The following is a 24,230-nucleotide window of genomic DNA, read 5'->3' as shown; positions in this document are numbered from 1 at the left end:
GGCTCAGGCGGACCAGCCGTTGAAGTGCGCGATCCGGTCGAGTGGCGGCCGCTTGCCGGGCCGGAAGTCCCGCTGGGTCGTGTACGCGACGGCCAGCAGGGAGATTTGCGTGACGTCGGCCGGGATTCCGAGGAGGCCGGCGACCTCGGCTTCGTGCTCGGCGAGGTGGTAGCCGCACATCGAGCTGCCGAGGCCCTTGGCGCGCAGGGCGAGCTGGAAGCTCCAGATCGCCGGGTACGACGAGCCGTAGTAGGCGCTCTGCTCGATGTGTCCCTCCGGCGGGCGGCCGGTCAGGCAGGGGATCACCAGCGCCGGGACGCGGTCGAGGTTGTCGACGAGGTGCCGCGCCGAGGTGAAGGCGGACGGGTCGACGAGATGCTCGTAGCGCTTCATCGTGGCGATGGCGTCTTCGCGGACGATCCGCGCGATGGGGGTGCGCAGGGCGGGGTCGGTCACGACCACCCAATGCGCGGCGTCGAGGAGGTTGCCCGCGGCGGGGGCCTGCTGCGCGATCCGGAGGCAGTCCTTGAGCACGTCGGTGGGCACCGGGCGCTCGAAGTCGAGTTTGCGGCGGACCGAGCGGGTGGTGGTGAGCAGGGTTTCGGCGTCCATGATTCCTCCCAGAGGTGACTTACGACGTAAGCATACGATGTAAGTACTTACGGCGTAAGTGGCTCGCGGTAGATTCGGGTCATGGCGCTCAGCAGGGAGAAGGTGCTCGACGCCGCGCTGCGGCTCGCGAGCGAACACGGCCTGGCCGGGCTGTCGATGCGAAAACTGGCCGCTGAGCTGGGCGTCGAGGCGATGTCGCTGTACAACCACGTCGCGAACAAGGGCGATCTGCTCGACGGGTTGACCGCGCGGGTCTTCGAAGGTGTCCCGCTGCCCGCTCCCGGTCCTTGGGATTCACGGCTGCGGGCGCTGACCTCCGGCCTGTACACGGCGTTTTCGCGCTATCCGGTCGTCGTGCGCGCTTTGGCGACGGATCAGGCCAACCCGCGTTCGGTGGGGGCGCTGAAGTTCATCGACGCGATGCTCGAGGCGCTCCTGGACGCGGGGCTGGACGAGCGCGGTGCCGCGCGGGGCTACCGATCGCTGATGGGGCTGGTGTTCGGGGCCGTGCTGACCGAATCCGTGGGGCTTTCCGGCGGCGTTTCCGAGGCGCGTGCCGAGCCTGTCGACGCGTGGTTCCAGCGACTGGTGACCGCTCGTGAGCTGCCCGCCCTGCACCGGGTGCTGCCGTCGATGCTGGAGGGCGACTGCCTGCAGGACTTCGAATTCCAGCTGGACCTGGTGATCGGCGGGCTGGCCGCTTCGGCGCGGTGAGCAAGGGACCTTTGGTGTCGCGGTGGCGCCGTGTCAGTACATGGCCGTGTCAGTACATGAAGGCCCCCTTCCTTGCGCCTAACGCAAGGAAGGGGGCCTTCATGTACTGAGCAATCCGGATAGAGCGACCGAACCAGACAGCTGAGCGGCAAAACTTCGCGCCTGCCCCGAAAGGCCAGCTCCAGGCCACTTGTCCCCAAGTTGTCCACAGGGTCACCCCGTTGTGGACAACTCCCGCTCCCGGCCCCTGTTTCCCCAGGTCCCGTCGGTCGGCCCCGATACGCTGGGCGCGGGGCCGTCCCCCTGGGACGGGCGGGGGGTGGGGGAACGCGGGGTCAGCGTTTACGGAGGCCGATCCGGCGCCACGAGCGGCGCCGGGGGCCCCGGCCGTTGTCGCGGTCCTTGTCGTTGGCGAGGGTGCGCGGAGCGCGTGCGACGTGCTGTTCGCCTCGCTGCAGCCGGACGCGCTGGGCGGCACCGGCCACCACGCGCCGCAGCGGCGGGCGCAGGCCCAGCCGTCGGCGGCTCGAGGAACGCCGGATCGCCCGCCGTTCCCGCGGCGGCGCCATCCACGCCTCCGGGTGATTGGCCAGCCAGCGCTGCCGGTACACCGAGTACGGGATGTGCGCCAGGTACAGCACCAGCGCGATAGCCAGCGCCACCAGCGGGAACTGGATGATCGCGGCGGCCAGCAGGCCCACCCCGACCAGCAGCGGCGCGATCGCCTTCGCCGGCGCCTTCACCGTCTTCAGCGAAAGCGTCGGGATCCGGCTGATCAGCAGCGCGGCCACGGCGATCGTCCACACCCACACCGTGTACTGGTGCGACCACCAGCCCTGCCCGAACTGCAGCTCCAGGATCAGCGGCAGCATCGCCAGCAGGCCACCGGCGGGCGCGGGCACGCCGACGAAGAACTCACCCGCGTACGGCGGCTGCTCGGTGTCCTCGATCAGCGTGTTGAACCGCGCCAGCCGCAGGATCATGCAGACCGCGAAGATCAGCGAGGCCACCCAGCCGATCCGCTCGCCCTCGGCGTGCCAGACGTACAGCACCAGCGCGGGCGCGACACCGAACGAGATGCCGTCGGACAGTGAGTCGAGCTCCTGCCCCATCTTCGACGTCGCGTCCAGCAGCCGCGCGATCCGGCCGTCGAGGCTGTCGAGCACCGCGGCGATCCCGATCGAAGCGATCGCCATCGGATAGTTGCCGATCAGCGCGAACTGCACCGACGACAGACCGGCGCACAGGGCGAGCACCGTGATGGCGTTCGGCAGCAGCCGCACGCCGGGAGTGGTCACACGGACCATGGATCAGCCTTCCGAGTGCGGCGCCGAGGGCAGCTCGGCGATCGGGGTCTCGCCGCCGATCGTGCGCTGGCCCTTCGAAACGAGGACCTTGCTGCCCGGAGGCAGGTACAGGTCGACTCGCGAGCCGAAGCGGATGATGCCGTACGTCGAGCCGACGCCGACCTTGTCGCCCTCGCGGATGTCGCAGAGGATGCGCCGCGCCACCAGCCCGGCGATCTGCACCACGACGAGCTCGTGGCCGTCTTCGGTGCGCATGAGCACGGAGTTGCGCTCGTTGTCCTCGCTCGCCTTGTCCAGGTCCGCCGACAGGAACTTTCCGGGCCGGTACGCGACCCGCTCGATCACACCCGACGCCGGGATCCGCTGGACGTGCACGTCGAACACCGACAGGAACACGCTCACCCGCATCCGCGGTTCGGCGGACAGGCCCAGCTCGGGCGGCGGCACGGCCTCCTCGATCAGCGAGACCAGGCCGTCCGCCGACGCGACCGCGAGACCGGACTGGGCGGGCGGGACGCGCTTGGGCTCACGGAAGAACGCGGCCGTGGCGGCCGTCGCGAGCGCGCCGACGACACCGAGGCGCTTGGAGAACTTCCGCAGCACCAGCGTCGCGGCGAGACCGCCGAACACGAACGGCCTGCCGGCCGGGTGCATCGGCGGAACGGTCTCGCGGGCCAGCTTCACGGCGTGCGTGAGTGGGTTTCCAGTGGATTCCGGCCGGTTGCCGCTCATTGGTCGGGTTCACCGCAGTTCGTGTCGGGGGGTGGGGGCATGAAGAGCCATCACGCTACCGCCCTGTCCAGGGGCGGGCCGTGGCCTCCCCCGGAAGGGTTTCCCCGGCTCGGGTGGGAGGGACCACATCCCGGTAACGGAAGGTGGAAATAAGCGATAACTCTAGGTAATTGATGCCGATCGCCGACCTTGAGGACCCGCGAATGCCCGCCAGCCCGGACCCTGTAGGCGAGCGACTCGCCGAGCTGTTCCGAGCCTGGAAGAGGGACATTTCGGCGGCGCCGATGCCTTCGCTCATCGACCCCGTCCGCGCCGTCTCGGTCATCGCCGAGGCACGCGCGTCCGGATGCATATGCCCCCCGACGGCACATGCACCCGGACGCGGCCACTGGAACTGAGCGAACGTCCCACTCTAGTTCGCCGGACGTCCGTGATCACCGGTCACGGGAAAACCGTTACCAACGGTCACTCCCATGATCACCGGCGATACGGCGGCCGCGAGTCGCGCCGCCCGGAGCCGCGCACCAGCCGCAGCAGGGCGAGCAGCACGATCGAGCCGAGAATGGCCACGCCGAAGCTGGGGAAGTCGAACTCGAAGGACCGCTCGGTGCCCGTCGCGAGGCGGTAGATGAAACCGCCGAGCGCCGCGCCGAGCACGCCGACCAGGATGCTGAACAGGCAGCCGCCACGCCGGTCCGGGCCGCCCACCACGACGTTGGCCAGCCACCCGGCGATGGCGCCGAACACGATCCACGAGAAGAAACCCATGCCACGAGATTACCGACGCGGATGGAGTAGCGCACAAGAAGACTTGTACAAGGACTCTTGTGCAACTACTGTTGTGCGTTATGGCCGACCGTGAAGTGCGTGAAGTCCACGATTCGAAGGTGCTCGCCGCGATGTCCCACCCGCTGCGGCGCCGCCTGCTCGACGTCCTCCGCCTCGACGGCCCGTGTACGGCGTCCGTGCTCGCCGAGCGGACCGGGCAGGCGGTCGGGAACGTCAGCCACCATCTGAAGGTGCTGGCCGCCAGCGACCTGGTCGAGGAGGCGCCGGAACTCGCCCGAGACCGGCGCGAGCGCTGGTGGCGCCGCGTCGGTTACGCGGTTTCCTGGTCGCCGTCGGACTTCCCCGACGACCCGGTCGCGGCCGCCGCCGAATCCCTCGCCCTCGAACGCCAGGTTTCCATGGCGCGCCAATGGTTCGCCGAACGCGAGACCTACCCGGAGGAGTGGCACCGAGCCGCCTTCGCCACCGACAGCTGGATGAAGCTCTCGGTCGCGGAAATGGCCGAAATCGAGGGCCGGATCCAGGCGCTGCTCCGGGAGTACAGCGACCGGGAACAGCCGGACGACGGCCAGGAACGCAGGCCGGTGTTCTTCGCCACCCGAGCCGTCCCGGCCCGGCCGTGAGCGTCCGCGAACGCGGCGGACTGCTGCGCTCCCGGGACTTCCGGCTGCTGTGGACCGGCGAGACGACCAGCGTGCTCGGCAGTTCCATCGCGGTCGTCGCGCTGCCGCTCGTCGCCGTGGTCGCCCTGCAGGCCAGCACGTTCGCGGTCGGGCTGCTGACCGCGGCCGCGTGGCTGCCGTGGCTGCTGATCGGACTGCCGGCGGGCGCCTGGGTCGACCGGCGCCCGAAACGGCCGATCATGCTGGCGTGCAACACCTTCTCCATGCTGGTGTTCCTGAGCGTCCCGATCGCCGCGTGGTTCGGGCTGCTCACGATGACCCAACTCCTCGTCGTCGCCCTGGCGGGCGGAGTCGCGAAGGTGTTCTTCAACGTCGCCTACCGCGCGTACCTGCCTTCGCTGGTCGAGAAGGAAGACCTCCAGGAGGCCAACGAGAAGCTGCAGGGCAGTGAGTCCGCCGCGCAGATCGGCGGTCCCGCTTTCGCCGGTCTGCTCGCCCACGCGTTCGGCGCCGTCGCCGGGGTGCTCGCCGACGCCGTCAGTTTCGGGATCTCCGTGCTGTGCCTGCGTTCCATCCGCTACCGCGAGCCGGAGCGCCCGGCCAAGACGCGGACGCGACTGCGGGACGAGATCCGCGAAGGTCTCGACTTCGTCCTCCACGACCGGTACCTGCGGGTGTTCGCGGTCTTCGGCGCGATCTCGAACGTCGCGCTCATGGGCTACCAATCGATCGAGGTCGTGTTCCTCGTCCGGGATCTCGGCGTGGGAGTGGGTACCGCCGGAATCGTGCTCGCCCTCGCCGGCCTGGGCGGCGTCGTCGGAGCCGCGTTGTCGGGCAAACTCGCCGCGCGGATCGGCACCGCGCGGGCCTTCGTGCTCTGCGAGGCCTTCGGGGCGCTGATGATGTTGCTGGGGCCGCTCGCGCGGGACGGCTGGGGGCTCGCCTTCTTCGTCGCCGCCGGATTCTCGCTCAGCGCCGGGGTCGTCGGCTCGAACGTCCTCAACGCCACCTTCAAACAGCGCTACGTCCCGGCGGCGATGTTCGGCCGGGTCACCGCGAGCATGTCCGTGCTCAGCTTCGGCGCGATCGCGCTCGGCGGCCTGCTCGGCGGGATCCTCGGTGAGACCGCCGGCGTGCGGCAGACGCTGGGCTTGATGGCCGGGCTCGAGGTCCTCGCCGTCGCGGCCCTGCTGTTCACGCCGATCGGCCGGTGCCGCGACTTCCCCTCCGGATCGCGTTTAGCGGGCTAAACGCGATCCGGCAGGGTCACAGCAGCAGGACGTCCACCTCGTCGCCCTGCTCGGCCGAGTCCACGTCCTCCGGCAGCACGATCAGGCAGTTGGCCTGCGTGAACGACGCCAGCAGATGCGAGCCGGGGCCGCCGCGCGGCCCGACGACCCCGGTGACCTCGCCCTCGGAATGCGTGTAGAAGCCCCGCCGGAACTGACGCCGCCCGGCGGGGGACTTCATCGCCTCGGTCAGCCGGGCCCGCACCTTCTGCCGGTCGACGCCGGAATGCCCCATCGCCGCGAGCAACGCCGGCCGCAGGAACGCCTCGAACGAGACGAGCACGCTCACCGGGTTGCCCGGCAACGTCACCACCGGCACGCCGTTCCACCGCCCGCAGCCCTGCGGCCCGCCCGGCTGCATCGCGACCTTCCGGAATTCCACGCCCTGCCCGGTCAGCGCGTCCTTCACCACCTCGTACGCCCCCGCGCTGACCCCGCCCGAGGTCACCAGCAGATCCACGTCCGCCAGCCGCGGCTCGATCACCGCGCGGAACTCGTCCACGTCGTCGACGACACTGCGCACGACCTCGGCCTCGCAGCCGAGCGCGCGGATCGCGGACGCCAGCATGATGCTGTTCGACTCGTAGATCTGCCCGTGCCGCAACGGTTCCGGCGCGTCGACGAGTTCGGTGCCGGTCGACACGACGAGCACCTTCAGCGGCCTCCGGACCGGAACCTCGGCGAGGCCGACAGCCGCCGCGAGACCCAGTTGCGCCGGGCCGAGCACGGTTCCGGCGGGCAGCGCCACCGTGCCCTCGACGACGTCTTCGCCGAGATGCCGGATGTGCGCGTCCGGGACGGCTGTCCTGAGAATCCGGACGTCGGTCACGCCACCGTCCGTGTGCTCGACCATCACCACCGCGTCCGCGCCGGGCGGCAGCGGTGCGCCGGTCATGATCCGGTGCGCGGTACCCGGCTCCAGCGTCCCGATCTCGACGCGGCCGGCGGGGATGTCGTCGGCGACGGGCAGTGTCACGGGAACCTCGGCGACATCCGCGGCGCGGACGGCGTAACCGTCCATCGCGGAGTTGTCGAACGGCGGCAGCGAAACCCCCGCGAGCACGTCCTCGGCCAGGACGAGCCCGGCGGCGGAGGCGAGCGGAAGGCTGATGACGGGGGCGTTCCCGAGCAGGCCGGTGACGGTCTCACGGTGGGTGTCGACGGAGATCACGCCGACCATCCTCCCGCCTCCGGGCCCGCATGCAAGACTCTGCGCGTCACAACGACCACCGGGGAGAAGAAGACATGCAGGTTCAGATCCGTCACCAGCCATCGTTCGCGGTGGCGAGGCTCATGCTCGCGCCGGGTGAACCGGCGCAGGTCGAGTCGGGCGCGATGATGGCGACGAGCTACGGCGTGCAGGTCCAGTCACAGGCGCAGGGCGGCATCATGAAGGGCCTCGGCCGCGCCTTCCTCTCCGGCGAGTCCTTCTTCATCTCCACCTACACCGCCCCGCAGAACGGCGGCTGGGTCGACGTCGCCGCGAACCTGCCGGGCGACATGCAGATCATCAACCTCGACGGCCGCACCGGCTGGTGCGTCACCCGCGGCTCGTGGCTCGCGTCCTCCCACGGCGTGCAGACCGAGACCAAATGGGGCGGGCTCAAGAACCTCGTCGGCGGCGAAGGCGGCTTCCTGACCCACGCGACGGGACAGGGCCCGCTGGTCGTGGCCTGCTACGGCGCGCTGGAGACGGTCACCCTCCAACAGGGCGAGGTGATCACCATCGACACCGGGCACGTCGTCGCGTTCGCCGACACCGTGCAGTACCAGGTCCGCAAGGTCGCCACCGGCGTCATCCAGTCGATGAAGAGCGGCGAAGGCCTCGTCTTCGACTTCGCCGGGCCTGGCCAGCTGCTCACCCAGACCCGTAACCCGTCGGCGCTGTCCGCCTGGGTGATCGCCCAGGTCCCCGCCCGCTGAGCGCATGCGCGTCCAGACCAGGCACACCCCCAACTTCGGGGTCGCCCGCATCCTGCTGTCCCCCGGCGAAGCCGTCCAGGCCGCCGGGGACACCATGCTGGCCAGCAGTTTCGGCATCACCGAAACCGTTCCCGCGCGCGGCGGTTCCCGGGCGGGCAAGGCCGCCCCGTCGGTGTTCAACGCGCCGGAGGGCGGCGGCTGGATCGACTTCGCGCCGCTGACCGCCGGCGACGTCTACCCGCTGGAGTTCACCGGCGGCGCGGGCTGGTGCGTGAGCCGCGACGCGATCCTCGCCCGGCCGGCGACCATCAGGCAGGACCCCGGCTGGGCGCCGCTGCAGAAGCTCTTCGGGGCCGATTCCGGTTTCCTGGAGCACTACAGCGGAAGCGGTCCGCTCGTGCTGGCCGCGCAGGGCCCCGTCGACGCCTTCGAACTCACCGCGGGCGAACTCGTCACCGTGCGGCCGGACTTCCTGCTGGCCTATCCGGACACCGTGCAGTGCCGTCTCCGCGCCGTCGACCAGGCGGGCCCGCAGTCGGTCCGCACCGGCGAGGGGCTCGCGCTGGACTTCGCAGGACCAGGACGCGTCCTTGTGCAAGCGCGCAATAGGCGGCTTTCTCGCGGGTGACCTTAGGGCGAATCGACCATTGCCGACGCCGGTAATTCGGGTAGCGTGAACTGCACTCGAAACCGCCGTCCGGGGCAGAGAAGGCCGGCGGGCCCCGTGCTGAGGGAGTGCGCAGTGGCAGTCGGCACCGTCAAATGGTTCAACTCGGAAAAGGGCTACGGATTCATCGAATCCACCGAAGGGCCCGACGTCTTCGTCCACTACTCGGCCATTCAGGCCGACGGATTCCGGACGCTCGACGAGGGTGATCGCGTGGAATTCGAAGTCCAGTCCGGCCGTGACGGGCGGAGTCAAGCGGCGGACGTGCGCAAGGTTTAGCGCCGGGTTCAGGCGACCCCCGGCAGCCGCCGGAACTGGCGCGTTAGGCTGCGCTGCGTGACAGGCGATGAGTCGGGGGACCTGACCGGTCGCCGGCTGGGCAACTACCGCATCGACGGTGTGCTCGGCAAGGGCGGCATGAGCGTGACCTACAAGGCCACGGACGTGCGGCTCGGACGCAAGGTGGCACTGAAGGTCATCGGTGATCACCTGGGGGCCGACGCCGAGTTCCGCGAACGCTTCGTCGACGAGGCGCGGAACACGTCCGCGATCGACCACGCCAACGTCGTGCCCTTGTACGACTTCGGCGAGCTCGAAGGCATGCTCTACATCGCCATGCGGATGGTCGACGGCGGGGACCTCGCCGGGCTGATCTCCGGTGGCCCGATCGCGCCCGCCCGCACGCTCACCATGCTCGACCAGGTCGCCGACGCACTCGACACCCTGCACAACCGGGGTCTCGTGCACCTCGACGTCAAACCGGCCAACGTCCTGGTCACCAGCAAGGAGACCTCGCGCGAGCACGTCTACGTCGCCGACTTCGGCCTGACCCGCCGCGGCGCCACCGGGCACCGTACCCGCGGCGGCGACTTCCTCGGTTCGCCCACCTACGCCGCGCCCGAGCACCTGCGCGGCGAGCCGCTCGACGGCCGCACCGACCAGTACGCCCTCACCTGCGTCCTCTACGCCTGCCTGACCGGCAGCCCGCCCTTCAAGGGCGACGTGCAGACGGTCATCAAGGGGCACCTGAACGGCGAGCCCCCGGCCATCTCGCGGATCGTCGGCGTGCCCGCCGGGATCGACGAGGTCGTCCGGAAGGGAATGGCGAAGAATCCCGCCGATCGCTACCCGAACTGTGTTGAGATGATCGCGGCCGCCAGGCGCGCCCTCGGTCCGCTCGCGGCGTCGAACGAGCCCCCGGGCCCGCCAGGACAGGTGGCGGCCGCGACCGTCCAACAGGCGGTACCGCAACGGCAGAACACGCCGCCACAGGGAGAGGGGGGCCCCGTGCACCCGTACGGAGGACAGCAGCCCGGCTACGGCCAGCAGGGACCGGGGCCGCAGGGTCCCCCGCCGCAAGGCCCGCCGCCCGGTTACGGCCCGCCGCCGCAGCAGGGTGGCTACCAGCAGCCCGGTGGTTTCCAGCAGGGCCCGCCCCCGGGTTACGGCCCCCCGCCGCAGCAAGGCGGTTTCCAGCAGGGTGGCTTCCAGCAAGGCCCGCCCCCTGGCTACGGCCCCCCGCCGCAGCAGCAGGGCGGTTTCCAGCAGCAGCCCAAGAAGGGCGGCGGCGCCAAGTGGATCTGGATCATCGTCGGCGTCCTCGTGGTCGCGGGCGCGATCGTCGCGGCGATCCTCGTCTTCGGTGATTCGAGCAGCGGCAACGGTCCGCAGACCACCGCGCCGAACATCCCGGTCGGCCCCGGCGACTCGCAGTCGCAGTCCCCGGAGTCGTCGGCGAAGGCTCCTCCGACGTCGATCTCCATCAAGCCGGGCAACTGACGCGGCACCGCGCTGACCTGCGGTTCTTGCACTCGACCCTGGAGAGTGCTAAACACGGCATTGGCACTCGACGCCGTCGAGTGCCAGGCAGGCGGTCACCGACCGCTCGCCTGAAGGTCGGGACGGTGAGGCCGCACCCTTGAGTGGGTGGGTCGTCCGTCGCGGGCACCGAGCCTGGCCGAGGAAGAGTCCTGCCGCCGCGCTTCTGTGACATTCGAGACAGAGCGTGCGGCGGCGCCCAATACCGGAGGACCACACCGAAATGGCCAAACTGATCGCGTTCGACGAGGACGCCCGCCGCGGTCTTGAGCGTGGCTTGAACATCCTCGCCGAAGCCGTCAAGGTGACCCTCGGCCCGCGGGGCCGGAACGTCGTGCTCGAAAAGAAGTGGGGCGCGCCGACGATCACCAACGACGGTGTCTCCATCGCCAAGGAGATCGAGCTCGAGGACCCGTGGGAGAAGATCGGGGCCGAGCTCGTCAAGGAAGTTGCCAAGAAGACCGACGACGTCGCGGGTGACGGCACCACCACCGCCACCGTGCTCGCCCAGGCTCTCGTCCGCGAGGGTCTGCGCAACGTCGCCGCCGGGGCCGACCCCATCAGCCTGAAGCGCGGCATCGAGGCGGCCGTCGAGGCCATCACCGAGCAGCTGCACAAGATGGCCGTCCAGATCGAGACCAAGGAGCAGATCGCTGCTACCGCCTCGATCTCGGCCGCTGACCGCACCATCGGCGAGCTCATCGCCGAGGCGCTGGACAAGGTCGGCAAGGAAGGCGTCGTCACCGTCGAGGAGAGCAACACCTTCGGGCTCGAGCTCGAGCTCACCGAGGGTATGCGCTTCGACAAGGGCTACATCTCCGGTTACTTCGTGACCGACCCGGAGCGTCAGGAAGCCGAGCTCGAGGACCCGTACGTCCTCCTCTTCGGTTCCAAGATCTCCACCGTCAAGGACGTGCTGCCGCTGCTGGAGAAGGTCATCCAGTCCGGCAAGCCGCTGCTGATCATCGCCGAGGACGTCGAGGGCGAGGCTCTGGCCACCCTGATCGTCAACAAGATGCGCGGCACCTTCAAGTCCGTCGCCGTCAAGGCCCCGGGCTTCGGTGACCGCCGCAAGGCGATCCTGCAGGACATCGCGATCCTGACCGGTGGCCAGGTCATCTCCGAGGACGTCGGCCTCAAGCTGGAGAACGCGGACCTTTCCCTGCTGGGCAAGGCGCGCAAGGCCGTCATCACCAAGGACGAGACCACCATCGTCGAGGGTGCGGGCGACGCCGACCAGATCCAGGGTCGCGTCAACCAGATCCGCGCCGAGATCGAGAACTCGGACTCGGACTACGACCGCGAGAAGCTCCAGGAGCGTCTGGCGAAGCTGGCCGGCGGCGTGGCCGTCATCAAGGCCGGTGCCGCCACCGAGGTCGAGCTGAAGGAGCGCAAGCACCGCATCGAGGATGCAGTGCGCAACGCCAAGGCCGCCGTCGAAGAGGGCATCGTCGCCGGTGGTGGCGTCGCTCTCATCCAGGCCGCCGAGGCTGCCTTCGCCGGTCTGAAGCTCGAGGGCGACGAGGCCACTGGTGCCAACATCGTCAAGGTCGCCGTCGAGGCGCCGCTCAAGCAGATCGCGATCAACGCCGGCCTCGAAGGCGGCGTCGTGGCGGAGAAGGTCAAGTCCCTCCCGCAGGGTCACGGCCTCAACGCCGCCACCGGTGTCTACGAGGACCTGCTCGCCGCCGGCGTGCCGGACCCCACGAAGGTCACCCGCTCCGCGCTGCAGAACGCCGCTTCCATCGCGGCGCTGTTCCTGACCACCGAAGCCGTCGTGGCGGACAAGCCGGAGAAGGCCTCGGCCGCTCCCGCCGACCCGTCCGGTGGCATGGGCGGCATGGACTTCTGAGTTCGAGCCCGTAACACCGGAAAGCCCGGACGCGCCTCGCGCGTCCGGGCTTTTCCTTTGCCGTGAAGTGAGGACCGGGCTTCGGTAGGGGTGGTCGTGGGTGGCGCTTCGTGATCGCCGCCCGATCACGAAGGTAGTGAAGGCCTCCATCACTACTCTCAAGGTAGGCAAGGGGCCCTTCACGACCACCCGACCGACGGCGGTCCGACGGGCCTAGACCTGCCCGTCCACCAGGTACCCGCCGCCCTGCCGCTGGCGGTCCTTCTCGTACGGGTTGGTGGAGTTCGGGTCCGAAGGCTTCCGGGGTTCGAGGTTCGTCCGGTCGGTCGAGCCCGCCTCCTTGGCCGGGTTCTCCCTTTCGACCGTCTCGGGATTGGGGTCGATCTTTTTCCTGCCCGCGGTGGCGTTCTCCCAGTCCGCGAACAGCTTCTTGAGATCGTCCGAGAGCTGCCCGTCCGTTTTCGCGTAGGCCTCGGCGGCCTTCCGGAGCTGCTCACCGGCGAGCAGGAACCGGGCGCAGCTCGTCCTCATGAACTGTTCGACGGCGTCGCGGATCTCCAAGGTCGAGTCGTCGCCCGTGCACGTCTGCTCGTCACGGCCCGCGAGGTGCCGGTCGGCACGGTCGGCCTCGGCGAGAATCCGCAGTTGTGCCGAATACCCCTCGGCCGCTTCGAAACAGGTTTGCGCGACCCGCAGGAGAAAGTGGATCTTGACGGTGATCCCCGTGTTCTTCTCGCGCTCGGTCCGGTTCGGCAGCGTGTTCGCCGTGAGGTCGTAGAGCTCGAGGTTGTAGCTGTGCACCCCCGCGATCGCCTTCTGCAGAACCAGCACGTCCCCGCCGAAGTCGTCTTCGAGGCCGGACAACGCGTTGTGTTCGTCTTGGATCGAGGTGGTGAGCTTCTGCAGGATGTCCTGGAGGGACATGGCGTCCTGCTCGACGGTGAGTCCCTTGATGACCCCGCCGACGAACCCGGCGAGGTCGAGGACCGCGCCTACCGGGCCGAGGACCTTCCCGCCCGCCTCGTTGACGGTGTTCACGACCTTGCTGAGTTTCGCCCCCGCGGACAGCAGGCTGGTCGCGATCCCGTGGATCGCCGACGCCCGATCGACCTTCTCCAGGATCGCGTCCGCGGTGAAGACCTTGAGCGTGACCTTTTCGTCCAGCTTCTTGGTGGCCCAGTTGAGCCGTTTGACGATGTTGAGCCGGGTGGCCTGGATCGTCGCGGCGCGCGTGGAGTACAGGCTGGACAGGCTGGCGAGGATGAGCGACTGGTTCAGCATGGTCGGCGCGATCGAGGCGAAGAATCCGGCTCGGAAGGCTTTGGCGGCGAGCCCGGTCCACTCGATGAACCAGTCCTCGTCCGAGCTGGTCGCCCCGTCCAGCCACTCGACGTTCCGGACGACCGCGCCCTGCCCCAGCAGTTCGGTCACCCGCCCGTTCTTGTCGTGGAAGCCGAGGTTGCCGGCGACGTTCAAGTACGTGTTGTGGGCGGCTTCGAGCTTCGCGAGGTCAGGCCCCTCCAGCTGGGGGACGAACTTGGCGACCTCCTGCCGCCGGTTCCAGGCCAGCCGCTCGATCTGGGCCAGATTCTTCTCGACGTGGCACTCGACGTACTTCTGGGTCTGCGGATTCCAGCCCTGGCAGTGGACGTCCTTGTAGTGGCCGAGCATGCCGTCCATGACCCAGGTCAGGTATCCGCAGAAGTCGTCGGAGCCCGACAGGTGGCCGTACGATTCGGCGGGCCATTGCCAGGCCCAGGGCTCGGTCGAGCACGGAACGGCGGGCGAGAGCTTCGTCATGGCGTCGACGGCGTCTTCCGTCCAGCGCTTGGTGAGCGCCTTGCAGAAGTCGTCCAGCGCGCCATCGAGCATCCTCTTGTACTCGCTGAGGCTGAGATAATTGCCGGCCATGGAGGCCCCCGCTTCCCGCTCCCTGTGACAAAGTCATGGGGAGTGTAACGGTGAACACGCGTTCGCGCGGCCGAACTCCGGAAAAGCGAAAAGCCCGGACATCCCCATGTCCGGGCCCCTTACCTCTTCCCCCTGCCCCCGCGGATCGCGTTTAGCGGGCTAAACGCGATCCGGTGGACGCCGCGTCCCCTGCGCGCGGCGTCCACCTCGATCAGGATTCGCCCGGCTGCTCCGGAGTCAGGAGCCACGCGGCGACGTAGACCGGGATCGCGAAACCGGCGGTGAAGAAGGCGCCCGCCACCAAGGCGATACGCAGGATCGCGGCGTCGATCCCGAAGTAGGCGGCCCAGCCGCCCGCGACGCCCGCGATCATCTTGTCGGTCCGGCTGCGGAAGAGCTTCTTGGTGGCCTGGGGGGTGTACACGCTGTTCGTCATGGCTCAATGTTCGCCCGGGACCGACCCCCGGCACATCGGGGTACGGCCCCGGTCCGACCCTGGAATCCGACCCTGAGGGGGTGGAAAACCGGATGCCCGGGCGGTGTCGACGCGGGTACAACTTCTCGGGTGAAACACGACAGCCCCGAATTCGCCGCCATCGCCGAGCAGGGCATGATCCTGCGCTGCCAGGTCGGGTCCGGGCTGCACGGCACCGCCGTGCTCGGCCAGGACGACCGGGACGAGCTCGGCATCTGCGTCGAGCCGCCGGACCACGTGATCGGCCTCGAGCGGTTCGAGCAGTACATCTTCCGCACGCAGCCCGAAGGCGTCCGGTCGGGTCCCGGTGACCTCGATCTGACCGTCTACTCGCTGCGCAAGTGGATGCGTCTCGTGCTTAACGGAAATCCGACCGTCCTGCTGCCGTTGTTCGTGCCGGAGTCCGAGATCGTCGTGATCGACGAGCTCGGCGCCGAGCTGCGGGAGAACGCGCACCGGATCGTCTCGCGCGCCGCGGGCCTGCGGTTCCTCGGCTACTCACGCGCCCAGCGCGAGCGGATGCTCGGGCTGCGGGGCAAGGACGGGCGGCCGGAGCTGATCGAGAAGTACGGCTTCGACACGAAGTTCGCCATGCACATGGTGCGCCTCGGCGTGCAGGGCGTGGAGCTGCTGGAGACCGGGCGGATCACGCTGCCCGTTCCCGAACCGTGGCTGAGCTGGCTCCGTGATCTGAGGCAGGGCAAGAAAACCCGCGAGGAAGCGTTGGACGCGGCCGAGTCCCTGGAGCGTCGTCTCGAAGAGCTGGTGCGCGGATCCTCGCCGCTGCCGGAGGCGCCGGACGCCGCATGGGCCGACGCTTGGCTGGTGCGCGCCTACCTCAGGGCGTGGAAAATGCCTTGATGACGATCAAGGCGAAGGCGCTCACTTTCGGGGTCGCGGTGCTGACCGTGCTGGGAATCGGCACGGCCAGTGCCGCACCCGAAGGCCATGACGCGCGAAGCAGGCTCGACGTCGTCCAGGCCCGCGGCGAACTCCGCGTGTGCTCGACGGGGGACTATCGCCCGTTCACCTATCGCGACGCCGCGGGCGCGTGGAGCGGGATCGACATCGACCTCGCGGGCGACCTCGCCTCGCGGCTCGGCGTCCGGCTCCAGCTGGTCCAGACCACTTGGAAGGCGATCGCCGACGACGTCGGGCTGAAGTGCGACCTGGCGATGGGCGGCGTGTCGGTGACGCTGGACCGGGCGAAGAAGGGTTTCTACACCGCTCCGTATCTTCGTGACGGCAAGACGCCGATCACCTTGTGCGAGAACGAAAAGCGCTTCCGGACGCTCGAACAGATCGATCAGCCGGGGGTGCGGGCGATCGTGAATCCGGGCGGTACCAACGAACAGTTCGCCGACGCCAACCTCAAGCGGGCGACCATCGTGCGGCATCCGGACAACAACACGATCTTCGCCGAGATCATCGCGGGCCGCGCCGATCTGATGATCACCGACGCGACCGAAACCCGTTGGCAGGCAAAGCAGAACCCGCGCCTGTGCGCGGTGCATCCCGACGAGCCGTTCACCTTCTCGGAGAAGGCGTACCTCCTGCCGCGCGACGTCGTGTTCAAGGAGTGGGCCGACCAGTGGCTGCACCTCGCGCTGAACGACGGGACCTACGCGCGCATCGCGAAACCTTGGCTCGGCTGAAATCGGTTTGAACCACTTTCGTTATCCGACCGTATCTCCAGATGTGGGTGAGGAGGAACCAGACCGGAGGAAACACGGATGATGAACAGCGCCGGGAAACACCGCAAGCGCGCGACGATCGGCATCGCGTCCGTACTCGGGGTGGCCGCCATCGCCGCGGCGATGTTCGCGGTCAGCACGCCCGACGGCCAGGCCTCGGAAAGCTGTCAGGGACTGGACACCGCCCTCCGGAACAATCTCAACTTCATCGCCGGTCAGCAGGCGGATCCGGACGCCCTCTCCGAGGCGCGGATCGCCAACCGGCAGGCCGTCGTCGACCTCATCCAGCAGCGCCGCCAGGCCGCGACCTGCACCGAGGTCGTCCAGGCCGACGGCGGGAAGCAGGAACAGAACCAGGCCGCGGACGAGGCCGAGAAGGCCGCCGAACAGGACGCCGGGATGGACGACGCCATGGCGGGCGAGGACGAGGCGGCCGACCAGGAGGACGCGGCCGCGGGGGGCGGCGAGGTCGTCTGCCAGGGATCCACGGTGACGTTGTCCGGCGAGGGCGGCGCGCCGGCCGCGTCCAGTGACGAGTTCCCGGCGGGCACCAAGCTGAAGGTGACGAACCTGGACAACGACAAGTCCACGACCGTCGAGGTCACCGGCGTTTCCGGGAGCTGCGCGCTGCTGAACAACGCCGCCTTCGAGCAGGTTCGCGAACCGGGGAAGTTCCTGATCCGCCGGGCCGTCATCGAGCGGGTCGGCTGACCCGGACCCCGCCCCACCACCACCCTCAGCGGACAGGCTGCGCCTGGCTGCTGGACATGCAGCACCGGAACGGGGAAGACGCGGACGGATCCGGTGCGGCGGCGGCGCGAGTCCTCCTGGTCCCCTCGGCCAGGAGGGCTCGTGGCCGTTTGTATCTCGCTTGTACGCCCTTTCGGGACGCTTCTCGCGAAACGCCGAGAAAGGACATCCGATGAGATTCAGACGACTGGCCACCGCGGCCGCCACCGCCTTGCTGGGCATGGCCGGGCTGGCGATCACCGCGACGTCGGCCGAAGCCGCCGTCGGTCCGCGTCCCAACTTCCAGCTCCCGTTCCCCTGCAACCAGGTGTGGAACGGCGACAACGACAACAGCAGCGCGCACCGGGCCTACGAAATCGACTTCAACCGCGGCAGCTCCGCGGGGGCGGACCTGGGCGACACCGTCGTCGCGGCGGCTGCCGGCAAGGTGGTCACCTCGGCGCACCAGGGTTCGGCGAACGGCTTCGGCAACCTGGTGAAGATCGACCACGGTGGGGGATGGTCGACCTACTACGCGCACCTGAAGGTGCGTTCGGTCGCGGCGGGCGTCCAGGTCGCGCAGGGGCAGAAGGTCGGCGAGGTCGGCAACACCTCCAAGCCGGGCAACAACATCAGCCCCCACCTGCACTACGAGGTCCGCACCAACGACGCCCTGTGGCCCGACAACATCAAGCCCGCGTACTTCAACGGCGTGAAGTTCGGCTACCCCAACGCGAACGTGACCTCCAAGAACACCTGCGGTGGCAGCGGGAACCCCAACCCGTACGACGCCGTCGAGGTGTGCGGCGACGGCTACAAGGTGATCGACTCGCAGGCGCTCGGCAGCGCCGCGACCACGTACCTGCTGTACAACGGCACGAACAAGAACAACTGCGTCACCACCATCAAGTCCACCTCGGTGGGCACGGGCAGCGCGGTTTCCGCCTTCCTCGAAGTGGAAGGCGCGGCCAGGAAGACCGACTCCGGAAGCTTCGAGTACTACGCGGGCCCGGTGAGCGCGGCCGCGGGCGCGAAGTGCGTCAAGTGGGGCGGCTCGGCGGGATCCTCCAGCTATGAATCCCCGCTGGAGCACTGCGGCTGATCTCGGCTCAGGGACGCTATGAAAGGCCCGTTACTTGCAAAATTTGCAAGTAACGGGCCTTTCATAGCGTCCGCAGGTGGGCGCGGACGCGAGTGAAGCGGTCTTCCCAAGCGGCCCGGACCTCCGGAGCGGCGGCGTGACCGGCGAACAGGCCGGGATCGGGAGCGGCGCGCGGCACCGGCAGGCGACCGTCCACAGGGGACAGTGACTCGCCGCAGACGTCCCCCGTCAGCAACGACATCGTCCCCAGCCCGCAAGCGAAGTCCAAAGCGGGCAGCGCACCCGCGAGCGCGAGCCCGGCGGCGAGCCCGACGCTCGTCTCGACGGCGGAGGACACCACGCACGGCAGGCCGCAGGCTTCGGCGACCTCCAGTGCGCGCCGGACCCCGCCCAGCGGCGCGACCTTGAGAACGGCGACGTCGGCCGCTCCCGCCACGGCCACCTTGAGCGGGTCTTCGGCCCGGCGGATCGATTCATCGGCGGCGATCCGCACGCCGACCCGGCGCCGGACGTCGGCCAGCTCGTCGATCGACGGGCACGGCTGCTCGGCGTATTCGAGCCCGCCCGCCGCGCGGTCCAGTTCGCCTATGGCCTTGACCGCGGTGTCGACGTCCCAGGCCATGTTCGCGTCAACGCGGATCGCGCCCGACGGGCCCAGCGCTGCCCGCACCGCCTCCACCCGGGCGCAGTCCTCGGCGAGGCTCACCCTCGGGTCGGCGACCTTCACCTTCGCCGTGCGGCAGCCCGACGCGGCGACGAGTTCGTACGCCTTTTCCGGCGACACCACCGGGACGGTCGCGTTCACCTCGACGCTGTCCCGGACCGGCGACGGCCAGCCGCGTTCGCTCGCCTCCAGCGCGGACGCGAGCCACGGCGCGCTTTCGGCGTCGGAGTAGTCGGAGAACGGGCAGAATTCGCCCCAGCCTGCGTCACCGCGGATCAGCAGTCCTTCACGGACCGTGATGCCGCGGAACCGCGTGCGCAGGGGGATCGCGTAGACGTCCATCGCCGCCGATCATGCCACTGCTGGAATCGGATGCCGTTTTCCGCGATTCCGGACAGAATGGGCGACGTGGCACTCGACTTTCGCGTGCTGGGACCCACCGAGGTCACGGCCGACGGGCTGCCGGTGCCCTTGGGCGGCAGCAGGCCGCTCATCGTGCTGGCGGGCTTGTTGCTGCGCGCGAACACGGTGGTGCCGGTCGAGGAACTGGGCCGCTGGCTGTGGCCGGACGACCGGCGGCGGTCCAAAGGCGCCCTGCAGACGTACATCCTGAGGGTCCGCCGCGCGCTCGGCGACGAGGTCACCATCCGCACCGAACGCGGCGGTTACCTGCTCGAACTCGACGAGAGCCTGCTCGACCTCGCCCGGTTCCGCTCACTCGCCGCGGCGGGAGCGGAGTCCGCGGCGGACGGCGACCTGCGCCAGGCGGCGGAGCGGTTCGCCGCCGCGTTGGCCGAATGGCGTGGCCCGGCACTGCAGAACGTCCATTCCGAGGCGCTGCTCCGGGACGAAGCCGACCAGCTGGGCGAAGAGCGGCTGCGTGTCCGCGAGCAGTGGGCCGACGCGCTCATCGCCCTCGGCGAGCACGGCACGGTCGTTCCCGAGCTGACCAGGCTGTGCCGTGAGAACCCGCTGAGGGAGCGGCTGCACGAGCAGCTGATGATCGCGCTCTACCGCTCCGGCAGGCAGGCCGAAGCGCTGAACGTCTACCGCCGGATCGGCGCGGTGCTGGCCGAAGAACTCGGCCTGGACCCCGGCGCGTCACTGCAGCGCGCGCACCAGGCGATCTTGACCGGCGAGGAGGCCGTCGAGACCACATTGGACTCGGAGCTGACGCGGTACCGCCTCGGCGCCGAGCCGATGATCCCGCGCCAGCTCCCGGCGGATCTCCGGGTCTTCTCCGGCCGCCAGCGCGACCTCAAGGCCTTGCACGGACTCGTCCCGGAAGCGCTGGACACCGAGCGGTCGACGTCCATCGCGTCGATCGAGGGGATGGGCGGCATCGGCAAGACGACGCTCGCCGTCCATTTCGCGCACGAGGTCGGGGAGCGTTTCCCCGGCGGGCAGGTGTACCTCAACCTGCGCGGATACGGCCCCGGCGACCTGGTCGAACCCGCGACCGCGCTCGAAACCATGCTCGTCTCGGTCGGCGTCCCCGCCGACCGGATCCCCGCCGGCGTCGACGGCCGCGCGGCCACCTGGCGCACCTACAGCGCGGGCCGCCGGATGCTGATCCTGCTCGACAACGCCGCGAGCACCGAGCAGATCCGGCCGCTGCTGCCCGGCCCCGGCTGCCTGGTGCTGGTGACCAGCCGCTGGCAGCTGCACGCCCTCGTGGCGACCCACGGCGCGCGACGCGTCGCGCTCGAGGAACTGCCGGACGAGGACGCGATCACCCTCGTCGCTTCGACGATCGGGCTGGACCGGGTCACCGAGGATCCCGAGGCCACCGAACGGTTCGTCCGGTACTGCGGCGGGCTGCCGCTGGCCATCCGGATCCTCGCGGTGCGGGCGGCGCAGTTCCCGGACCTCGCGCTGCGGGAGTTCGTCCGGCTGCTGGACACCGAACAGGACAGGCTGGGCTCGTTCGACCTCGCCGACGGCGACGAGACGAACGTCCGGGCCGTCTTCTCGTACTCGTACCGGGCGCTCGACGAACGGGCCGCGCGGATGCTGCGGCTGCTCGCCCTGCCCACCGGCGGCGACTTCAGCGTGCCCTCGGCCGCGGCGGTGGCCGGGGTCGACGTCGCGGAAGCGAGCGTGGACCTGGCGAAACTGGCTTCCGCGCACCTCATCGCGCGGTCCAGGCCCGGCCGGTACCAGTTCCATGACCTGATCCGCGCCTACGCGGCCGAACTTTCGGCGAAGCTGGACGGGCCCGAGGCGCGGACGGCGGTGCTGGACAGGCTGCTCCACGCGTCGCTCGCCTCGGCGCTGAACGCGTCGCGGCTCTTGCGTTCGGATCGGCACTACCGGCTCGTCGAACCGGAGCGGTTCGACGGCGCGGGGCTGAAGTTCGGGCACTACGAACAGGCGCTGGACTGGTTCGACGAGGAGGCGGGGAATCTCATCGCCGCGGTGAACGTGGCGTACCGGGAGCGGCGGTACCGGGAGTGCTGGCAGCTGGCCTGGCTGCTGCAGTCGTATTTCATCGTCCGTGCCAGGTTGGAGGACTGGCGTTCGGTGTTCGGCGTGGCGCTCCGTGCCGCCCGCGACCTGGAGGACCGCTCCGGTGAGGCCGCCATCCTCAGTGGACTGGGCGTGGTCTGCGGAGTCGGCCGCCAGTACGACGACAGCATCGTCTACCTGAAGCAGGTCGTCGAACTGCAGCGCCAGGTCGGGGATCGGCAAGGGGAGGCGCGGGCTCTCTACAACCTCACACTGGCCAGCCAGGACCCCGGCACGGCGTGGGAATACGGGACGCGCGCGTTGAGTCTCATCCGGGAGCACAACGTCGGCGCCGGCATGGAGGCCAGCGCCCTGCAGGCCCTCGGGGACATCTGCACCCAGGTCGGCCGCTTCGAGCAGGCGCTCGGCTTCGCCGACCAGGCACTGGCCCTGGAGGTGCACGCGCTCCCCGACGAAGCCCGCTTCACCCTGCACACCAAGGGGACCGCGCTCGTCGGGCTCGGCCGCGCCGATGAAGGCATCGCCTGCATGCGGCGGGCCGTCGAGATGTTCTTCGCCCACGGCGAGCTCTACGAAGCGGCCGACGTGCTGGCCCAGCTCGGCGGAATCCATCTGCGGCTCGGTGATCCCTCGTCGGCGCGTGAGTGCTGGCTGCGTTCGGTGCGGGTGCTGACCGAGCTCGCGCATCCGGACGCCGACGACGTCCGGACGAAACTCGCCTCGCTGGTCTCCGGCCAAAGTTGAGCGAGGCACGGGCGCCCGGCGTGCCGACCCCCAGTCGCAGCACGCGAGTACGCCCGTGACCTCACGCGTCACCTAACAGGACACCGCTCACTGTGCGCTGACTGTGCAGCGTGCGCGGGTCAGGCCAGGAGTTTCGCGAGGGCGATCGCGTTCTTCGGCGCCTCGGCCTCGACGGTGTTGTCGAAGTAGACGTACGTGTCGCGGCCCCAGCCTTCGATCTTGCGCGCCCAGCGTTCGAGAGTCTTGTCTCCGTACCCGCTGACGTAGAGCTCCTCTTCGCCGTGCAGGCGGACGTACGCGAAGTCCTCGGTCGTCATCTCCTCGACGAACGGGAACTCACCGGCGGTGTCGGCGACCACGAGCGCGATGCCGTGTTTCCGGAACAGGTCGAGGCTTTCGGGCTCGGTGAAGCTCGGATGCCGGACCTCGACGGCGTGCCTGAGTTTCCGGCGCGGCTTCGGATCGGTGTGCGGCTCGGCCTCGAGCTTGTCGTCGTACTCGCTCGCGAGCTTGGCGGCGGCGTGGCTGGTGCGCGGCAACAGCTTGAAGAAATCCTCGACGCGCTCGGCGTCGAACGACAGTCGCGGCGGCAGCTGCCAGAGGATCGGCCCCAGCTTCCTGCCGAGCGCCAGCACCCCGGAAGCGAAGAAGTTCGCCAGCGGCGTCTCGACGTCGCGCAGTTGCTTCAGATGGGTGATGAAGCGGCCACCTTTGACGGCGAAGACGAAGTCGTCCGGGGTCTGCTCGGCCCACGCGCGGTACCGCTCCGGCCGTTGCAGCGAGTAGAACGAGCCGTTGATCTCGGCGGAGTTCATCCGGCCGGACAGGTATTCGAGCTCGCGTCGCTGCACCAGGCCGCGCGGGTAGAAGTTCCCCCGCCACGGTGGGTAGCGCCAGCCTGAAGTGCCGATCCTGATCTCGGCGACGTCGATCACCGCCTTCCCATGTGGCCCTGATTCCCCCTCTCTCCTCGGTGCAAACGCCTGATCAGGCCCACGAGAACTGCCACCGGCGGGTCTGGACCAGGCTGGAGGCGAACTCGCGCAGGTTGCCGGGCTGACCGGCGAACGCGGGCAGGCAGAACGAGCGGTGCTCGGCGGCGACCGTGAGCGCGCGGCCCTGGGTGCGCGGCGGTGCGGCCACCGACAGCTCCATCGAGTCGAAGCCCAGCACCGTGAGCGTCGCGCCGAAACGGTCTTCCCAGCTGCGCAGGACCGCGGACAGCTCGTGGACCTGGTCGGTCGCCTTGATCATGCCCGTCCAGCCGAGGATCGCCGGGATGTCGGCGGGCCGCTCGGTCTGCACCAGCGCGAGCCGGTGCGGCCCGCGCGCGGCCAGGATCGACCCGGTGTTGCCCGCCTCGGCCAGCGGATCCGCCCGGCGCGACGGACGGCGGGCGAGGCCGGGGAACTTCGCGCCGAACGGGCGAAGGCAGGCGCCGTCGCAGCACGACGTGTCCCACCAGCGGGCCAGCACCTCGGCCGGGTCCGCCGAGGAGATCCGGTGGTCGGCGGGGGCGAGCCTGCCGCGGTCGTCGATCCAGTCCTCGCCGTTGGCCGCGAACCGCTGGTCGTGCGGGATCAGCACCGGCCACAGCCCGGACCGGTCGAACTCGGCGACGCAGCCGGTGTAGCGCTCCGGCCTGGTCAAGGGCAGGTCCGAGACCCAGATCCGGCCGTGCCACCGGCCGGGCGGCAGGGTCTGGACGGGCGGCGTACCCGGGCGGAACGGTGCGATCGTCATCGGCTTCCCCTCGAACTGGTGTTCGGTCAACTCTACCCGAACACTAGTTCGAAGCACCGACAGTTTTCGATACCCCGTTTGCGGGATCTCCGGGACGGCGCCCCATGCGTCCCTGGCGTCACAGGCGCACCATCGACACCGTCCACAATGGAGGAAGGTGCCGCGGTGGTCCTCTGGTCGCGGCCGCGTGTGAGGTTTCGGCTTCTCTTGAGGGGTAAGGCAAAGGTGGCGTGTCCGATGCCGAGCGGCCGTGTCGCGAAAGCCACTTTCGGGACATCAGATGTCGCGAAAGTGGGGCGGATTCATGTGGTGGTCGCAACGTGCTCTGTTAGGACAGTAGCGTGGTGAGTTTCTCGAGTGGGGTGTGCCAGTC

Annotated in this window: 23 protein-coding genes; 13 read left to right on the top strand and 10 right to left on the bottom strand. The window is 69.4% G+C overall.

Annotated elements, in window-relative coordinates; translation table 11 throughout:
* Positions 1-3: 3 nt before the first annotated feature.
* Positions 4-612, bottom strand: a complete 609-nt coding sequence (locus ACLJRM_RS37175) for a nitroreductase family protein (protein WP_101610933.1) — start codon at positions 610-612, stop codon at positions 4-6.
* 81 nt (positions 613-693) lie between these two features.
* Here ACLJRM_RS37175 and ACLJRM_RS37170 point away from each other — a divergent pair, with 81 nt between their 5' ends.
* Positions 694-1,326, top strand: a complete 633-nt coding sequence (locus ACLJRM_RS37170; protein ID WP_410665737.1) for a TetR/AcrR family transcriptional regulator C-terminal domain-containing protein — start codon at positions 694-696, stop codon at positions 1,324-1,326.
* Between the two features lie 335 nt (positions 1,327-1,661).
* On the opposite strand, the gene pssA is transcribed toward ACLJRM_RS37170, so the two are convergent.
* The 3 genes from pssA to ACLJRM_RS37155 form a co-directional block, all read right to left on the bottom strand.
* Positions 1,662-2,633 (bottom strand): CDP-diacylglycerol--serine O-phosphatidyltransferase, encoded by a 972-nt coding sequence (gene pssA / locus ACLJRM_RS37165; protein ID WP_410665736.1) that lies wholly within the window; start codon positions 2,631-2,633, stop codon positions 1,662-1,664.
* A 3-nt stretch (positions 2,634-2,636) separates the two neighbouring features.
* Complete coding sequence (locus ACLJRM_RS37160; protein ID WP_101610930.1) at positions 2,637-3,365, bottom strand: phosphatidylserine decarboxylase; 729 nt, start codon at positions 3,363-3,365, stop codon at positions 2,637-2,639.
* 477 nt (positions 3,366-3,842) lie between these two features.
* Positions 3,843-4,133 (bottom strand): GlsB/YeaQ/YmgE family stress response membrane protein, encoded by a 291-nt coding sequence (locus ACLJRM_RS37155; RefSeq protein WP_101610928.1) that lies wholly within the window; start codon positions 4,131-4,133, stop codon positions 3,843-3,845.
* Between the two features lie 80 nt (positions 4,134-4,213).
* Here ACLJRM_RS37155 and ACLJRM_RS37150 point away from each other — a divergent pair, with 80 nt between their 5' ends.
* Complete coding sequence (locus ACLJRM_RS37150) at positions 4,214-4,777, top strand: ArsR/SmtB family transcription factor (protein ID WP_410600139.1); 564 nt, start codon at positions 4,214-4,216, stop codon at positions 4,775-4,777.
* Positions 4,774-6,027 (top strand): MFS transporter, encoded by a 1,254-nt coding sequence (locus ACLJRM_RS37145; protein ID WP_410665735.1) that lies wholly within the window; start codon positions 4,774-4,776, stop codon positions 6,025-6,027. Before ACLJRM_RS37150 ends, ACLJRM_RS37145 begins: the two co-directional genes overlap by 4 nt.
* Positions 6,028-6,043: 16 nt before the next feature.
* On the opposite strand, the gene glp is transcribed toward ACLJRM_RS37145, so the two are convergent.
* Positions 6,044-7,237: a gephyrin-like molybdotransferase Glp gene (gene glp / locus ACLJRM_RS37140; RefSeq protein WP_101613544.1), complete on the bottom strand. Its 1,194-nt coding sequence runs from the start codon at positions 7,235-7,237 to the stop codon at positions 6,044-6,046.
* A gap of 74 nt (positions 7,238-7,311) precedes the next feature.
* Between glp and ACLJRM_RS37135 the strand changes: the two genes are divergently transcribed.
* The 5 genes from ACLJRM_RS37135 to groL all read left to right on the top strand — a co-directional run bounded on the left by ACLJRM_RS37135 (position 7,312) and on the right by groL (position 12,326).
* Entirely contained in the window at positions 7,312-7,989 is a 678-nt protein-coding gene (locus tag ACLJRM_RS37135; RefSeq protein ID WP_101610925.1) for a TIGR00266 family protein, read from the top strand.
* 4 nt (positions 7,990-7,993) lie between these two features.
* Positions 7,994-8,617: an AIM24 family protein gene (locus tag ACLJRM_RS37130; RefSeq protein ID WP_101610924.1), complete on the top strand. Its 624-nt coding sequence runs from the start codon at positions 7,994-7,996 to the stop codon at positions 8,615-8,617.
* Between the two features lie 114 nt (positions 8,618-8,731).
* Positions 8,732-8,935 carry a cold-shock protein gene (locus ACLJRM_RS37125; RefSeq protein WP_076160121.1) on the top strand — a complete coding sequence of 68 codons (204 nt, stop codon included), beginning with the start codon at positions 8,732-8,734 and terminating at the stop codon, positions 8,933-8,935.
* Positions 8,936-8,992: 57 nt separating this feature from the next.
* Positions 8,993-10,435 carry a serine/threonine-protein kinase gene (locus tag ACLJRM_RS37120; protein ID WP_101610923.1) on the top strand — a complete coding sequence of 481 codons (1,443 nt, stop codon included), beginning with the start codon at positions 8,993-8,995 and terminating at the stop codon, positions 10,433-10,435.
* A 262-nt stretch (positions 10,436-10,697) separates the two neighbouring features.
* A complete protein-coding gene (gene groL / locus ACLJRM_RS37115) occupies positions 10,698-12,326 on the top strand; it encodes a chaperonin GroEL (RefSeq protein WP_101610922.1) in 1,629 nt (542 codons plus the stop codon).
* A gap of 213 nt (positions 12,327-12,539) precedes the next feature.
* Here the strand turns inward: groL and ACLJRM_RS37110 are convergent, their stop codons facing one another.
* Both ACLJRM_RS37110 and ACLJRM_RS37105 read right to left on the bottom strand, forming a co-directional pair.
* Positions 12,540-14,237: a hypothetical protein gene (locus tag ACLJRM_RS37110; RefSeq protein ID WP_101610921.1), complete on the bottom strand. Its 1,698-nt coding sequence runs from the start codon at positions 14,235-14,237 to the stop codon at positions 12,540-12,542.
* A 211-nt stretch (positions 14,238-14,448) separates the two neighbouring features.
* On the bottom strand, positions 14,449-14,673 hold the full coding sequence (locus ACLJRM_RS37105) for a PspC domain-containing protein (RefSeq protein WP_101610920.1): 225 nt from the start codon (positions 14,671-14,673) through the stop codon (positions 14,449-14,451).
* 129 nt (positions 14,674-14,802) lie between these two features.
* Between ACLJRM_RS37105 and ACLJRM_RS37100 the strand changes: the two genes are divergently transcribed.
* The 4 genes from ACLJRM_RS37100 to ACLJRM_RS37085 all read left to right on the top strand — a co-directional run bounded on the left by ACLJRM_RS37100 (position 14,803) and on the right by ACLJRM_RS37085 (position 18,237).
* Positions 14,803-15,573, top strand: a complete 771-nt coding sequence (locus ACLJRM_RS37100) for a DNA polymerase beta superfamily protein (RefSeq protein WP_101610919.1) — start codon at positions 14,803-14,805, stop codon at positions 15,571-15,573.
* Positions 15,573-16,367: a transporter substrate-binding domain-containing protein gene (locus ACLJRM_RS37095; protein ID WP_410665734.1), complete on the top strand. Its 795-nt coding sequence runs from the start codon at positions 15,573-15,575 to the stop codon at positions 16,365-16,367. The genes ACLJRM_RS37100 and ACLJRM_RS37095 overlap by 1 nt, the downstream gene beginning before the upstream one ends.
* A gap of 78 nt (positions 16,368-16,445) precedes the next feature.
* The gene (locus tag ACLJRM_RS37090) at positions 16,446-17,117 is read left to right on the top strand and encodes a hypothetical protein (RefSeq protein WP_410665733.1); all 672 of its coding nucleotides are present in this window, start codon (positions 16,446-16,448) and stop codon (positions 17,115-17,117) included.
* Between the two features lie 211 nt (positions 17,118-17,328).
* Complete coding sequence (locus ACLJRM_RS37085) at positions 17,329-18,237, top strand: M23 family metallopeptidase (protein ID WP_410665732.1); 909 nt, start codon at positions 17,329-17,331, stop codon at positions 18,235-18,237.
* Between the two features lie 61 nt (positions 18,238-18,298).
* Here ACLJRM_RS37085 and ACLJRM_RS37080 read toward each other — a convergent pair whose 3' ends face one another.
* A complete protein-coding gene (locus tag ACLJRM_RS37080) occupies positions 18,299-19,243 on the bottom strand; it encodes an o-succinylbenzoate synthase (protein WP_101610916.1) in 945 nt (314 codons plus the stop codon).
* A gap of 57 nt (positions 19,244-19,300) precedes the next feature.
* On the opposite strand from ACLJRM_RS37080, the gene ACLJRM_RS37075 reads away from it, so the two are divergent.
* Positions 19,301-22,114, top strand: coding sequence for an AfsR/SARP family transcriptional regulator (locus ACLJRM_RS37075; protein ID WP_101610915.1), 2,814 nt, complete (start codon positions 19,301-19,303; stop codon positions 22,112-22,114).
* 119 nt (positions 22,115-22,233) lie between these two features.
* Here the strand turns inward: ACLJRM_RS37075 and ACLJRM_RS37070 are convergent, their stop codons facing one another.
* Positions 22,234-23,049, bottom strand: coding sequence for a DUF72 domain-containing protein (locus ACLJRM_RS37070; RefSeq protein WP_410665731.1), 816 nt, complete (start codon positions 23,047-23,049; stop codon positions 22,234-22,236).
* A 52-nt stretch (positions 23,050-23,101) separates the two neighbouring features.
* The gene (locus tag ACLJRM_RS37065; RefSeq protein WP_410600153.1) at positions 23,102-23,857 is read right to left on the bottom strand and encodes a DUF4253 domain-containing protein; all 756 of its coding nucleotides are present in this window, start codon (positions 23,855-23,857) and stop codon (positions 23,102-23,104) included.
* Positions 23,858-24,230: the final 373 nt, after the last annotated feature.

The organism is Amycolatopsis sp. lyj-84 (genome assembly GCF_046549075.1).
In the GTDB taxonomy this organism is placed as follows: domain Bacteria; phylum Actinomycetota; class Actinomycetes; order Mycobacteriales; family Pseudonocardiaceae; genus Amycolatopsis.
Note: the sequence above shows the minus strand (reverse complement) of the source record. Positions and strands in the feature narration are given on the sequence as shown.

Bases quoted from the DNA above. Each gene is read 5' to 3' on its own strand.
- pssA (WP_410665736.1), bottom strand. From the start codon at position 2,633: ATGGTCCGTGTGACCACTCCCGGCGTGCGGCTGCTGCCGAACGCCATC.
- groL (WP_101610922.1), top strand. From the start codon at position 10,698: ATGGCCAAACTGATCGCGTTCGACGAGGACGCCCGCCGCGGTCTTGAG.
- ACLJRM_RS37085 (WP_410665732.1), top strand. From the start codon at position 17,329: ATGAGATTCAGACGACTGGCCACCGCGGCCGCCACCGCCTTGCTGGGC.
- ACLJRM_RS37130 (WP_101610924.1), top strand. From the start codon at position 7,994: ATGCGCGTCCAGACCAGGCACACCCCCAACTTCGGGGTCGCCCGCATC.
- ACLJRM_RS37170 (WP_410665737.1), top strand. From the start codon at position 694: ATGGCGCTCAGCAGGGAGAAGGTGCTCGACGCCGCGCTGCGGCTCGCG.
- ACLJRM_RS37155 (WP_101610928.1), bottom strand. From the start codon at position 4,133: ATGGGTTTCTTCTCGTGGATCGTGTTCGGCGCCATCGCCGGGTGGCTG.
- ACLJRM_RS37160 (WP_101610930.1), bottom strand. From the start codon at position 3,365: ATGAGCGGCAACCGGCCGGAATCCACTGGAAACCCACTCACGCACGCC.
- ACLJRM_RS37135 (WP_101610925.1), top strand. From the start codon at position 7,312: ATGCAGGTTCAGATCCGTCACCAGCCATCGTTCGCGGTGGCGAGGCTC.
- ACLJRM_RS37105 (WP_101610920.1), bottom strand. From the start codon at position 14,673: ATGACGAACAGCGTGTACACCCCCCAGGCCACCAAGAAGCTCTTCCGC.
- ACLJRM_RS37090 (WP_410665733.1), top strand. From the start codon at position 16,446: ATGATGAACAGCGCCGGGAAACACCGCAAGCGCGCGACGATCGGCATC.
- ACLJRM_RS37080 (WP_101610916.1), bottom strand. From the start codon at position 19,243: ATGGACGTCTACGCGATCCCCCTGCGCACGCGGTTCCGCGGCATCACG.
- ACLJRM_RS37110 (WP_101610921.1), bottom strand. From the start codon at position 14,237: ATGGCCGGCAATTATCTCAGCCTCAGCGAGTACAAGAGGATGCTCGAT.
- ACLJRM_RS37095 (WP_410665734.1), top strand. From the start codon at position 15,573: ATGACGATCAAGGCGAAGGCGCTCACTTTCGGGGTCGCGGTGCTGACC.
- ACLJRM_RS37150 (WP_410600139.1), top strand. From the start codon at position 4,214: ATGGCCGACCGTGAAGTGCGTGAAGTCCACGATTCGAAGGTGCTCGCC.
- ACLJRM_RS37065 (WP_410600153.1), bottom strand. From the start codon at position 23,857: ATGACGATCGCACCGTTCCGCCCGGGTACGCCGCCCGTCCAGACCCTG.
- ACLJRM_RS37075 (WP_101610915.1), top strand. From the start codon at position 19,301: ATGGGCGACGTGGCACTCGACTTTCGCGTGCTGGGACCCACCGAGGTC.
- ACLJRM_RS37175 (WP_101610933.1), bottom strand. From the start codon at position 612: ATGGACGCCGAAACCCTGCTCACCACCACCCGCTCGGTCCGCCGCAAA.